Source organism: Litorilinea aerophila (genome assembly GCF_006569185.2).
Classification (GTDB): domain Bacteria; phylum Chloroflexota; class Anaerolineae; order Caldilineales; family Caldilineaceae; genus Litorilinea; species Litorilinea aerophila.
Map to the genome: position 1 here is coordinate 24,537 of NZ_VIGC02000014.1, position 13,089 is coordinate 37,625.

7 protein-coding genes are annotated in these 13,089 nt (G+C 67.6%); 2 read left to right on the forward strand and 5 right to left on the reverse strand.

The features are described from left to right. Window positions 1-13 precede the first annotated feature (13 nt). Together FKZ61_RS12250 and FKZ61_RS12255 are read right to left on the reverse strand one after the other, a co-directional pair. The gene (locus FKZ61_RS12250; RefSeq protein ID WP_141610412.1) at window positions 14-2,485 is read right to left on the reverse strand and encodes a hypothetical protein; all 2,472 of its coding nucleotides are present in this window, start codon (window positions 2,483-2,485) and stop codon (window positions 14-16) included. Window positions 2,486-2,490: 5 nt separating this feature from the next. Continuing rightward, the gene (locus tag FKZ61_RS12255; protein WP_141610413.1) at window positions 2,491-3,468 is read right to left on the reverse strand and encodes a S49 family peptidase; all 978 of its coding nucleotides are present in this window, start codon (window positions 3,466-3,468) and stop codon (window positions 2,491-2,493) included. Window positions 3,469-3,812: 344 nt separating this feature from the next. On the opposite strand from FKZ61_RS12255, the gene FKZ61_RS23985 reads away from it, so the two are divergent. Together FKZ61_RS23985 and FKZ61_RS12265 are read left to right on the forward strand one after the other, a co-directional pair. Next, a complete protein-coding gene (locus FKZ61_RS23985) occupies window positions 3,813-6,935 on the forward strand; it encodes an ATP-binding protein (RefSeq protein ID WP_211358534.1) in 3,123 nt (1,040 codons plus the stop codon). Window positions 6,936-7,068: 133 nt separating this feature from the next. After that, a complete protein-coding gene (locus FKZ61_RS12265) occupies window positions 7,069-7,623 on the forward strand; it encodes a YceI family protein (protein WP_141610415.1) in 555 nt (184 codons plus the stop codon). An 85-nt stretch (window positions 7,624-7,708) separates the two neighbouring features. On the opposite strand, the gene FKZ61_RS23990 is transcribed toward FKZ61_RS12265, so the two are convergent. Genes FKZ61_RS23990 through FKZ61_RS12280 form a run of 3 tightly spaced genes read right to left on the reverse strand, consistent with a single transcriptional unit; the run spans window position 7,709 to window position 13,082 of the window. Next, entirely contained in the window at window positions 7,709-11,056 is a 3,348-nt protein-coding gene (locus FKZ61_RS23990; RefSeq protein ID WP_141610416.1) for a UTP--glucose-1-phosphate uridylyltransferase, read from the reverse strand. Further along, window positions 11,049-11,927 carry a sugar phosphate nucleotidyltransferase gene (locus tag FKZ61_RS12275; RefSeq protein WP_141610417.1) on the reverse strand — a complete coding sequence of 293 codons (879 nt, stop codon included), beginning with the start codon at window positions 11,925-11,927 and terminating at the stop codon, window positions 11,049-11,051. The genes FKZ61_RS23990 and FKZ61_RS12275 overlap by 8 nt, the downstream gene beginning before the upstream one ends. 27 nt (window positions 11,928-11,954) lie before the next feature. Next, the gene (locus FKZ61_RS12280; RefSeq protein WP_141610418.1) at window positions 11,955-13,082 is read right to left on the reverse strand and encodes a serine hydrolase domain-containing protein; all 1,128 of its coding nucleotides are present in this window, start codon (window positions 13,080-13,082) and stop codon (window positions 11,955-11,957) included. Between the last annotated feature and the right edge of the window lie 7 nt (window positions 13,083-13,089).

A 13,089-nucleotide genomic window follows, 5' to 3' on the forward strand; every position in this document is an offset into this window, starting at 1 on the left:
CCGGTTCGGGAGGTTATTCCGCCAGCATCCAGGTGGCCATGTTCTGGATCAGCTGGGCACCGTACTCGTCGGGGAACCAGGTCAGAGACATGCCCAGGATCAGCAGCCGGGCGCCCGTCGCATTCTCTTCCCCCTCATCGGTGAGGGCCAGGAGCAGGGGTGCGCCCGCGTTGTTGCTATCCGGCCCACGGCGCAGGACCACCGCGGGGCCATTGCTGCCCGAGTCCGGGTCTTCCGCCAGGGGGACCACCGGCGGCAGGCCGTTGGGCAACTGGATGGGTTCGCTGGGCAACCCCTGCACCAGCTCCGGGATCTCGCCGGTGGCCACCACATCCACGATGACCGAGGGCTCCTGATTGCTCATGCCCAGGAAGGGCCGGCGGCTGCTGATGGTCAGGCGTCCCCCATTGCTGATATAGGCCAGGAGCCCGTCCAGGTCCGGCACCCCTGGACCGCCGTTGGCGTAGCCCCCGCTGCTCCAGATGACCCAGGTGTAGCCGAGCAGATCCGCCGGCTCCAGCAAACCCTGGCTGGCCGTGCTCCACAGGTCGGGCTGGTATCCCAACTGGGTCAACGCCTGCAGGTAGAGGTCCGCCTCACTCACTTCGTCGGCCGCGGCCTGGTCGTTGTCGTCCACCAGCAGAATGGTGATGCCTTCCTCGCCGTCGGGGACGGGTGTGGCCGCTGCTGGGGCCGGCGGCGTGGGCGTCTTGGTCACTGCTTTCTCCCGGGTGATCGTGCCATCCGGCGTGACGGCGAGCTTCGGCCGGAAAGAGCAGATGGCCTGATCCGGCCCGGTCACGCAGTCACTGTAATCCCCCGAGAGCAGCCGATCCACGCCGGCCCGGATGCCTGCCGTATCCTGGCCGAAGACAGCCACCAGGCGGTTCCCCCCGGACAGCTCTCGCTGGAAGATCAGCACCGTCTCCGCGGCCAGCAGCCGCAGGCCGTCCCCCTCCTGCTCCAGGTAGACCTGAAGCTGGGGCTGGGGCGTGGGCGTGACGGCAGGCGTGGCCGGCGCCGTGGGTGTTACGGTTCCGTTGGCCGTCGGGGTAGGCGTAGCCGTCAAAGTAAGCCCCTGGGTTGCGGTCACCGTCGCCGCCTCGTTGACCGGCGTGGCCACTGGCGTCGAGATGGGGGTGGTCGCCGTGACGGTGAAGGGGATCGTATCGACCACAGGCGTGGCGGGCGCGGGAGCTGCGACTGTCGGGGTCACCATTTCTTCTACCAGGTGGAAGCCGGCCAGGGCCAGCAGATCCATCTCTTCCTCGGCCACCCCATAATCGGCCAACACGATTAGATCGGTCTCTGGCAGGTCGGCTTTCGATTTTTCAGCATCCGGCCCCTGGTCAGCGCCGCTGAGCTCCTCAGCCGTCAGGCCGGACAGCAGGGAGCGGCTGCCCAGGGTGAGGGTGCGGCCCTCCTGGTCCAGGTGGTGCTGGAGCCGGGCCCCCTCTTGCAGGCGCTCCGCATCCACGGCGCTGCCGCCGAAGATCAGGGTGACCTCCTGGCCCAGGTAGGCGGGGAAGTCCACGATGGTGTTTTCCCGGCTGGCGCCGGCCAGGAACCCGGCCACGAAGTCCACCAGGCGTCGGTTGTCGTGGCGCTCCACGTAGGGCTGGGTCATGACGTCGAAGTCGGTCATGGCCAGCACCCGGCCGTCCGTGCCTCGGGTGGGGTCGCCGGCCAGGGCTATGGTGGCGAAGCGGTTCACGCCCAGGCGGACGCTGCTGAGGGTGGTCTCGGCGCTGACCGACTGGGGAACGATAGCGCCGCCCAGGCTGCGGGCGCCGTAGAAGGCGATGGTGCTGTCGGCCAGTTCCGCGGCCTGATCCAGAAACTCGTCCAGGAAGATGTGAATGTAATTGCCGTCGTTGTGGATTGTGTCATACAGGTAGTCGTCGTGGAAGACCACGCCGAAGGGCTCGGCCAGGTTGTTGATGTCCTGGGCCAGGTCGCCCACCACATCCGGGTCGCTGATCAGGAGGAGCCGTCCTCCGTCGGCCACGAAACGTTCGGCCAGGGCAATCTCCTGGGGAGACCAGAGGAAAAAGGGGCTCACCACAATCAGGGCGCTGGCATCGGCCAGCAGGGGGGCCAGCTTGTCCGACTGATCGGGGAAGTCGTAGAAGTTGGTGATCTCCAGCAGGTTGATGTCGGTGAGCCAGAAGCGCAGGCCCACGCCGTGCCTGGCCAGGGCGGCGGCCAGGGGTTCAAACTGGCTGCGGGCCAGCCGGTTGCCGTGGGCCAGGTCCACTACCACCGGCCCCTGGCGCAGGTCCCGCCCCACCGGTTCCGTTGCCTGGGACAGGGCGATGGGCGTGGGGGTGGGGATGGGCGTGGCCGCCACCTGGAGGGCAGCCACGTCGCCGGGCGAATAGGGACGACGGTGGTATCCCCACACCCATGTGCGGACCACCAGGGGCAGGAGCAGGAGCACTACGCCCGCAATCAGGACCAGGAGACGACGAATGTGCAGTGGCATGGGCATCAATCTCCCGCTGGGAATGGGGCCACGCCGGAAGACTCCGGTGGCCGGGGCAGGGTGTGGGAAGTGGGCAGGGGGGCCATGGACCGAAGGCGCAGGAGATGTTGATCGACTTCGGTGCCTTCCAGAACCCCAGGCAGGGGGATGCGGGTATCCAGCAGGAAAACTGCATCGGGCGGGGCGGTCTCTACCAGCGTTTGGACCGCTTCATCCAGGGGCTGGGGCGTGGGGACGGCTGTGCCGCCCAGGTAGCTTTCCAGCTCCACCACCTGGTAGCGGCGTATGCCGGCCAGCTCCGCGGCCCCTGTGATGGCGTCGGAGCGGCTTCCCTCCACATCCACCAGGCCGATGGCCACGGCCTCACTGCCCAGGTAGATGCGGGCTTCGGCCAGCACCTCTGGTGCTACCTGTAGGGGATTGAGCTCCGCGTTCTGGCGCATATGTACCACATGGCCCAGGAACGATTCCTTGACCAGCTCCAACTGCCGGATGCGGTCGAAACGGCTGCCGCCGGTGAGCTTGTAGGGGCCACTGCTCAGCTCCTCCGGCGCCAGGCTGGGGTCCGGGGGGCGCGGCCCTCGGGTGCCGATGTTGCCCACGTAGGCGCTGGCCGGCGCGTAGATGCGGTTGGCCGCCGCGGCCACGTAGTAGCCGCCGCTCACGGCGATGCCGTCGATGACCGCTACCACCGGTTTTTCCTGCCGCATTTTCAGCAGGGTGTAGAAGATGTTCTCGCTGCTGGTGGCCAGGCCGCCCGGGCTGGCCAGCTCCAGGACCACGGCCGCAACGCGGCGATCTTTTCGGGCCGCTTCCAACAGGTCAATCAGCGGCCCGGCGCTCTCCAGGTCGATGGTGCCTTCAAAGCGGACCAACCCGATGACCGGCTGGGGCGCGGCCCATTGGCCCAGCCCAAGGCCCAACACGAGACATACCAGCAGAAAGCCAGCCCAGATCAGATATTCCCAGGACGTGCGTTGCATCTCTGTGCCTCTCTTGGGGCGTTAAGGCCCGGGTGTGTCGATACCCGGGACGAGACGGACAGTCGGTACGGCGCTGCCATTCCAGAGCCGAAACGGTGCACCGCGGCGTGGGCCAGAGGAGCGACGGTGATAACGGGGACAGCCAGATTGTCGTCGCCATGGGATTATAACATCATATGGGCGGCTGCTCCATTTGCCACCAGGCTCAGTTGCTGCCAGAATGGTCACTGGCGTGTTGAAGTCGATCCCCGGATTTCACAGATGAACACAGATTTTTATCCAACCCTATGATATCGATTCAGTTGTTCGGCACTCCCCAGATCTTGTGGCATGGCAGGCCCCTTGTGCTGCGCAGGCGCAAGAGCCGCGCCCTCCTCTATTACGTGGCGGCCCAGGTGGAACCGGTGCCCCGCGACCGGTTGCTGGCCCTCCTCTGGCCAGATCACCCGGCCGCCACCGCCCGCCACAATCTGCGCAGTACCATCCACAGCGTTCGCCGGGCCACCCACCAGGCCCTGGTGGTGGACGGCGATACCCTGGCCCTGGCCGAGGAGTGCCAGGTGGACATCCGCACCTTCGTGCAGGTCCTGACCGCGGCCGACGCTTCCCTGGACACCCTCACGGCCGCCCTGGCGCGCTACCGGGGCGACTTCCTGAGTGACTTTCACCTGCCGGATGCCCCCGACTTCGACGACTGGGCCGCGCTGGAGCGGGAACGCCTGCGCCGCCTGGCCATCCGCGGCTACAGCCGGGTCAGCCAGTTGCACGAGGCGCAGGGGGACTACTGTGCCGCGCTGTCAGCCCTGGAGCGGGCCCTCCGGCTGGATCCCTTCCAGGAAGATCTCCAGCGTTCTTGCCTGCGCCTTCTCTACCTGGCCGGCGACCGGGCCGGCGCCATTCGCCGCTTCGAGGAATTTTCACGACTGCTGGCCGAAGAGATGGGTGTCCCCCCCATGGCGGAGACCCAGGCCCTCTACGACGCCATCATTACCGACCAGGCGCTCCCGGAAGAAAGCGGACGCAGCGCTCCCCCTACTCCCGGGCAAACAACGGCCGCTGCGAAGGCGGCGACCGTAGCCGCACCCCCGCCCCCGCCACCCTCGAACGAACCGGCGGACCCTCCCTTCGTGGGCCGCCGTACCCATCTGGAGGCGCTCCACCAACTCTACCACAGCCGCAAACTTGTTCTCGTCGAGGGCGAGGCGGGCATCGGCAAGACACGCCTGGTGGATACGTTCCTGGCGAGCCTGGCTGCCGTGGGCCAGGCAGACCATGCCTGCCTGGCCATGCGGGGCAGCGCCCGAGAGCTGGAGAGCCGGCTGCCCTACCAGCCCATGATCGAGGCCTTGCGCAGCCTGCTGGCCTGGTCCGGCTGGCCGGCGCTCTACCGGCGCCTGAATGTGCCGTCCCTCTGGCTGGCAGAACTGACCCGCCTGATTCCAGAGCTGGCCGTAGAGCAGCCGACGCTCGGCCCTGGGGAACGGTCGCCGGACGAATCTCGCCTGTGGGAAGGCGTATCCCAGTTCCTGATCGCCGTGGCCCGGCAGCAGCCACTCCTGTTGGTTCTGGATGACCTGCACTGGGGCGACGCCTCAACCCTGGGGCTGCTGGGCTATGTGATCCGACAGGCCGGCCATGCCCACGTCCCCCTGTACTTCCTGGCCACCGCCCGTCCGGTATCCCAACGCTCCCAACTGGCCCTCTTGTTCCATTCGTTGCTGCGGGAAGGGCGCCTGGAACGGATTTCCCTGGGCCCCCTGCAACCCGATGAGGTGATTGCACTGGCCCGGCAGCTCAGCCCCCAGTACGGCTACCCTCTGGGCAACTGGCTCAACCGGAGCTCGGAAGGGCACCCCTTCGTCCTGGTGGAGCTGATCCGCCACGCCCGGGAGCATAGGCTCCTCCTGCCCGATGGTACAGTCAACCTGAATCGCCTGCCAGGCGCGCCGGTGGTCCCCCAGACGGTCTATGAGCTGCTCCAGGCCCGGCTGGAAACCCTGTCCGACGCCGCGCGGCGGGTCCTGGACGCGGCGGCCATCGTGGGGCGGGAGTTCGACTTTGAGGTAGTGGCCCGGGTGGCTGCGCTCTCCGACAGCGCCGCCCTGGATGCCCTGGACGAGCTGCAGCGGGCCCGCCTGATCTCCCCCGTGGGCGCCCACCTGTTTGCCTTCGATCATACCCTGACCCGGGAAGTGGTCCATCGGGAGGTCAGCGGAGTCCGGGAGGGCTTCTTGCATCGGCGGGTGGCTGCCGCCCTGGAGAGCATCCATCACCACCGGCTGGATGAGGTGGCCGGGCTGATCGCCCACCATTACGCCGAAGGAGGCCTCCCGGAGCTGGCCAGCAAGTTCGCCCGGCGGGCCGCCGACCGGGCTGTCCACCTGGCGGCCTGGACCGAGGCGATCCAGTTCTATCGTCAGGCGCTGTCAGGCGCGCCCCCCTCCCACCGGGCTGGGATTCTGGCTTCCCTCGGCGTGGCCCAGCTCCAGGCCGGGACTTCCGCCCAGGCTGGTGAAACGGCCCGTCAGGCGGTGGAGCTGGCCCTCCAGCAGAAGGACAGGTCGGCCCTGATACGCGGCCTCTATGTCCTGGCCGAAGCCCTGTTCCTGCAGGGGCGCTACCGGGAGCTGATCGAGATGGCCCAGCAGATGGCCCACCAGGATGAGCTGGAGGTGGGCTATTGGGTGGAGTTTGTCTGGGGCGCTGCCCTGGCCCAGGAAGGGCTGGAACTACAGGAGGCGGCCCGGCACCTCCGCCAGGCCGAAGCCCTACTCCAGGCTGCCCCCGGGCCTGTCCAGCAGGTGCGCCTGGCCCAGATCCAGTTTGAGTTGGGCAACATCGCCGCCCAGATGGGCGACCTGGCCCAGGCCATCGCCCACTATCAAAAAACCCGGCAACTCACCGCCGAAGCAGACAGCGAAGAGCTCCAGCGCTGGCACATCTTGAGCCACAACAACCTGGCCTATCACCTTCACCTGTTGGGCGATCCTGCCGCGGCCGATCACGTGCAACAGGGATTGGCCCTGGCCCGGGAGACGGGGGCCCTCAGCCTGCTGCCTTACCTCCTCTCCACCGCCGGCGAGATTGCCCTGGCCCAGGAGGAATGGAGCGTGGCCGAAGGCTACTTCACCCAGGGGCTGGCCCTGGCGGAACGGCTCACCCACCCGGAGCGCATCGCCGGCCTCACGGCCAACCTGGGGCGGGTGGCCCTGGCCAAAGGCCAGCACAACCTGGCGATCCACCGTTTCTCCACGGCCCTGGCCCATGCGGATCGGTTGCACCACAACCACCTGGCCGCGCGGGTACGCCTCTGGCTGGCGCCCCTGCTGCCGCCGGAAGAACGGCGCCAGCGCCTCCAGGAAGCGCGCACCCTCATCGAGCTGGGCGGCTACCGGCACCTCCAGGATCGGCTGGACGCGCTGACCTGGGAAGACCAGGCGGGCGACGATCCCGGCGGGGTGCCCTGACGACGGTGTGTGTTGATGGTTCTGTTGACGGTTTTGCTGCTGCCCCTGTTGACAGGCTGTTGACGGCTGACCGGTATGCTGGTCATGTCATCAACAAGTGAACCAGTCACTATGTCAACAGGAGCAAACTACCATGAGCTGGACCATTGACTACGCCCATTCCCAGATCGAGTTTTCCGTGCGACACCTGATGGTGAGCCGGGTGCGGGGTCGTTTTGAGAAGTTCCAGGGGAATATCCATGTGGATGAGGAGCATCCAGAGAACTCCACCGTCTACGTGGAGATCGACGCTGCCAGCATCAACACCGGCCAGCCGGATCGAGACGCCCATCTGCGCTCTCCCGATTTTCTGGATGTGGAGAACCACCCCCACCTGATCTTCCGCAGCAAGCGGGTGGAGGTGCTGGATGACAGCCACGGGAAGCTGATCGGCGACCTGACCATCCGGGGCGTGACCCGGGAAGTGGTCCTGGATGTCACCTACCATGGCCAGGTGAAGAGCCCCTTCGGCCCCTTCGTCAGCGCCGGCTTCAGTGCCCAGACCAAGATCAACCGCAAGGACTGGGGCCTGACCTGGAACGCGGTGCTGGAGACCGGCGGCGTGGTCGTGGGCGACGAGGTGGAAATTTCCATCGAACTGGAGCTGATGAAGTCCCTGGAGGAAGCGCCCGCAGCCGCCACTGCCTGATGGGCGGCCGGCCGCTCTGCATCGTCAACACGCTATCTGGATTCCCCACAACAAGGAGGCCGCCTCTACCAGGCGGCCTCCCTTTTTACCAGTCGCACAGGGACTCCACAAACGCGGCCGAACCGTCCCGCAGCCAGCCGTCCAACTGGGCCACTTCCTTGAGCTGCTGCCCCCGGACCCGAGGGACGGCCACGAACTGGCAGTCCACCTCGGGCAGGGCGGTCATGTCTCCCCATAGCTTTTCCCACTGGGCCACCGGGTAGATGTCCTCCTGGCCCTTGCCCCAGCGCTTTTTTACATCCTTCAGGGTGATGTAGGTGGGGACCCGGGCCGCCACCCGGCGGACCGCCCTGGCCACCTTCTCCTCATGTTCCAGGTCATTCCGAGTCAGGCCAAAGAGGGCCAGCAACCGGTCCAGGTGAAGCCAGGTGGTGGCGGAGTTGTAGTAGGTCAGGCCGAACTCGATCTCTTCTCGGGGCAGGGCCAGCCCCTCCACCAGCCGCAGGTGGCCATCCACCCGGGCCAGGCCGCCGCCCCGATCCTCCAGGCGCCGGCCGATCACCTCGCCGGTCCAGAGGCGGCCCGACTGGATGTGGTAGCCCAACACGGCCGTCCCCAGGGGGCTGCCCACGTCTGCACCCAGGGTGTCGATGTTATGGACCATCAGGTACTGGAGGGTGGGCCGTTCGGCCAGCAGCCGGGCCAGTACGCCGTTCCGCAGCAGGTTGGGCACCTCGTACCAGTGGCCCACCGGGTGCAGGCATTGGACCGGCACGTTGTCGGTGTAGTCGCTGCCTTCGCCCATCTGCTGCGCCCAGTGGATGAGAGCCGCCCGCAGGCTGTCCTGCACCTTTTGGGCCTGCTCGTCCAGCAGCTGTTGGGGCATCTCCTCCCAGGCAAAGCGGAGATCCCGGGCCATGGGCACCATGCGCAGGCCGATGCTGCGCCCCGGCGAGAGGTAGAGGGGGCCCGGGTAGCCGTAGTGTTGTTCCGCCTCCAGGTAGGCTTCGATGGCGCCGTGGGTCAGGTAGCTGGTGGTGATGATGTGGGGCAGGGGGGTGCCGTAGAGCCGGCCCGCCCGCCGGCTTTTGGCCAGATGCACCTCGATGAAGGAGCGATGGCGACCCCGCAGCCGGCAGAACGGGTGGAGGGCCTTGACCACGCCGGCCCCATGGGTCCAGCGGCTGCCCGCGCCGCCCGCCAGGGAGACCACCGCCACCTGCCCGGCGGCCAGGGCTTCGGCGCCAATCTGCTGGAGCTCCTGCAGCCGGGCCGTATCCTGTTCCGGGCCGATGATGAAGACGTCCTCCGGCTTCACATCCTCGATGGTGGTGCTGACGGGCAGACGATTCTGGGCCAGGCCGATCCGTCCGCTGCGCAGGTCGGCCTGGATCTGCTCGTGCTGGGTCCGGTCGAAGCCGTAGCGGGCCAGCAAGGACTCCAGGCTCTGGCCGTCCCCATCCCCATCGTCCCGGCCCGGCAGCAGGCGGTCGAAGAGGGTCTGGACCATGCCTGCCAGCGCCGGGTTGCGGCGGCAGGCCGCGCCGAAGTGGTCCAGTTCAGCCCGCTGGAAGGCGGAAAGCCGGCGGGTATCCATCCGGAGTAGGGCGGGCACTCGCTGGGCGTAGTAACCTGGCGGCATGAGCGCGGCGTCTCCCTGGAGAAGTTCGGCCCAGGTGCCCCGCTCGTTGATGGCGAAATCGTAGACCACCGGATCCATGGCGAAGGGCACCGCGGCCTCCAGGCGGCGTTTGGTTTCCACCATGATCTCCTGGAGCCGTTCCTGGGCCGCGGCACGCACTGCTGGATCGAAGATGAAGCCCATGCCACCGCCCGCCATGCCGCCCATCATCCAGAAGCCCCAGAAGCCGCCGCCAAACTCTCGTTGCACCCGCTCGATGAGGGTCTCGGTGTAGAGGTTCGTGGCCCAGGGGATGATGGTCTGGATGGGGCCGTGGAAATTGCGGTGGGTGGCCGCGCCGATGCCCCGCACATCCCCGGCCCGGAGCAGGGCCAGGATCTCGTCGATGATCTGGATGGCCTCCTGCCGGGCCTGCCATTCGGCTTCGGAGCGCAGGAGGTACTTCTCGGTCACCATCTCCAGGATGGGGCCCACATCCTGGGCCATGCCCCCATGGACCAGCACCAGGCTCTCCTGGAGACGCCGCCGCGTCTCGGCGGAGGCATCCTCCAGGGTGAGGATGCGGTGATCCGGCAGCAGGCGCCCACGACTGATGCCGTACTCGGGATCGCCGGGCCGGGCCTCCACCCCCTGGATCACCTTCATCCCCGGCCAGATGCCCCCCGAGTCCTGCCAGCCGCCGCCGGAACCACCCAGCCATTCCCCCAGGATGGCCCGGGCCGCCACCACCCGGCGTTCCCCTTCCTGCAGCGGCCCGGTCAGGCTCTGGGCCTGGCCCGTGGCCCGCATGCAGACGGCGATCAGGGAGGCCAGCAGGTTGGTGGAGACGGCCAGGCGGGAGCCCTTGGGGATGCCGTTGACCTGGCTGACCAGCTCGATGCCATGGCCTGGGCCCACCAGCCGGGCCAGCAGGTCGGCCAGGGGCTGCGCGGCCCCCTCCATGCCGGGCGGCACCAGGCCGGCCGCGATGACCGCAGCCTTGAGCAGGCCCAGGTAGTCCCGGGCAAAGTCGAAGACTTCCTCCAGGGAGGTGATCTCCGCCGTGGCGCCCAGGTCCACGCTCACCAGGCGCAGGACCGGCTGGTCGATCACCCGGAAGTAGGTCTCGATGGGGGGGCGGGGCCGACCCGGGCTATCGCCCCGCACGCTCAGGTCGATGGAGACGTTCAGCACCCGGGCGCCCTCGGGGAAGTCCATGCCCAGGAAGAAGATGTCGCTCCAGCCGCTGTGGGTCAGGTCCATGCGGACGGGGGTGGCCTCGTGGAGGATGGGGAAAAGGCCATCGGGCTCCTGGCGCTGGAGCAGCTCCGGGCGTACCCGCAGGGGATGGTCGGCCGGGTGGCCGATGCGGAACATCCACTGGTTGCCCCGCACCGAGCGGACGCTGCGCCGGACCTGGTTGGCCAGGGTCTGGAAGCCCAGCTGGTGGTAGGCCGCGGCCAGGGCGCTGGCCAGGCCGTCACTGAGGCCCCCGTCCCGCTCCTGGGCGGCCAGGAAGAGATCGATGGCCTCCTCGAAACGGCGGCGTAGTAGATTCGCATAGCCCTCGAAGGGGATAAAGCCCCGGGGCCGGATCCCGGGTTTGGTGGGCAGGTGAAAGCGGTAGATGGCGTAGAGGAAGAAGAGGGCACGTACCCGCTCGTAGAGGTTCTCCGCCTCGCGGCGGAAGCGGTCCAGCTCGGCGCACTCCCGGAGCAACTGGGGAAGGGAGGCCCGGCGGCAGAAGGCATCCAGGGAGCGGTTACGCACTTCCGGATCGGACGCGGTGATGATCTGGATCAGCTCACCCATGGGCCTGGAACCTCCCGCCGGCGCTCAGTTCTCGCTGGACCAATAGCTCCACCAGCTTGCTCAGCACCTCATCCCGCTCCCGGCCGCTCAGGGCCAGGGCCAGCTGAGCCATGAGCAGGCCGTACTTCACGCCCAGGTCATAGCGGGCGCTTTCCTGTTGCTCCAGGGCCAGCACCTGCTCCTGTCGGGCCAGCTGGGCCAGGGCGCTGGAGAGGGTCACCTGGCTGCTTTCCTGGGCCTGGGCCAGCTGTTGCGCCAGGATCTCCATCACCGTGGGGGTGAGGACGTGCATGCCGAAGAAGCAAAGGTAGTGGCCTGCCCGCAGCCCAGAGACGATGAGCTCCTGCTCGGCCTGGGTCGGGGTGGGTTTTTCCACCACGGTGTCTACCTGGTACAGGTCTACCCGGCCGGGCAGGCGGCGGCCGCCGATGGTGCCGTAGTAGGGGAGGAGGCTTTCCCGGGTGGCCTGGACGGCGCAGACGGTACAGGCTTCCGCCCGGGCCAGCTCCACCAGCCGGGTGGCACAGCCCTGTCCGTCCCGGCTGATGTAGAGGTGGTCGCCTACCAGGTGCAGAAAGGCATCCTGCTCGACGAAGTCTCGGGCACAGTGGATGGCATGGCCGTAGCCCAGGGGCTCCGCCTGCTGGATGAAGTGGAGACGCCCGGCGTGATCGCCCGCCACCTCGGCGTAGGCGGCTTCATCGCCCGGCCGCACCACCAGGCCGATGGCCTCGATGCCGGCCTGGACCACTTCGCCCAGCAGGATGGACAAGACCGATTTTTCCACACCATCCCGGTCGATGAGCATCTGCAGGGGCAGCGCGCGCTGGCGTCGCCCTGCCACGGTGATCACAGCCTTGGCAATTTTCATGGGCTCTTCCTCTCCTCTGCGGGGCTGCTACAGGGCCGCGGCGGCCACCAGGTTGGAACAGCGGCCCAGCCAGCCACTGCGGATGGCTGTGGGCTCGGTGGTGAAGAGAATGCAGATCTGGGCCCGCACGGGATCCACCCAGACCACGGTGCCGGTGGCGCCGCCGTGGCCGTAGGTGCCCGGCGAGGTCAGGTCGCCGAAGTAGGACCAGCCTGAAGCCGGCTGGCGGCGCCAGGCCAGCCCCCAGCCCAGTCCCCACGCCTGGCGATAGCGCGCGGTGGCCGGGATCACGGGGTTGCCGCTGGTCTGGTCCCGGGTCATGGCAGCCACGGTGGCCGGGCTCAGGATCCGGATCCCGTTCAACATGCCGCCGTTGAGGAACATCTGGCAGAACTTGAACATGTCGCCCACCGTGGTGAACATCCCTCCCCAGGGCGCGGCAAAGTTCCACCAGTAGGGCGTATTCCAACCCCAGTCGGTCCCTTCCATCTCCGGCTCCAGGTGGACGTGGGCGATGCGTTCCGGGGGGAGGTGGCCCAGGCCCAGGGAGGTATCGTTCATGCCCAGGGGCTCGAAGATTTCCCGGCGCAGGAATTCGGGCAGGGGGGTGTCGGTGATACGTTCGACGATGGCGCCCAGCATGGCGATGCCGCAGCTCTGGTACTGGATGTCGGTGCCCGAGGGAAAGTCCAGCTCCAGCTCACAGATCCGCCGGACGAATTCGGAAAGGGGCGCATGCCGCCGGCGCAGCTCCAGGTTGTCCGGCAACATGTCGGGTAGGCCTGAGGTGTGGGTCAACAGGTGACGGACCCGGACCCGTTCCTTGCCGTGGGCGCCGAATTCCGGGATGATGGCACAGACCGGATCGTCCAGCAGAAGCTGGCCCCGTTCCACCAGCAGCATGGCCGCGGTGGCGGTCACCGGCTTGGTGACGGAAGCGACCAGAAAGATGGTGTCCGGGCGGATGGCGGGGTTGGGATCTTGGGGACGCAGACGGCCCACGGCGAAGGCAGGCAGGGGGATGCCGTGGCGTGCGACGAGCAGGGCGGCGCCAGGGATCTGGCCTGAAGCCACGCTTGCTTCCACAAACTGGTAGGTACGGGCCAACTGGGCAGGTGAGAGGCCGCATTCCGCAGCCCGTTCGACGGCTTCCATGGGGCAG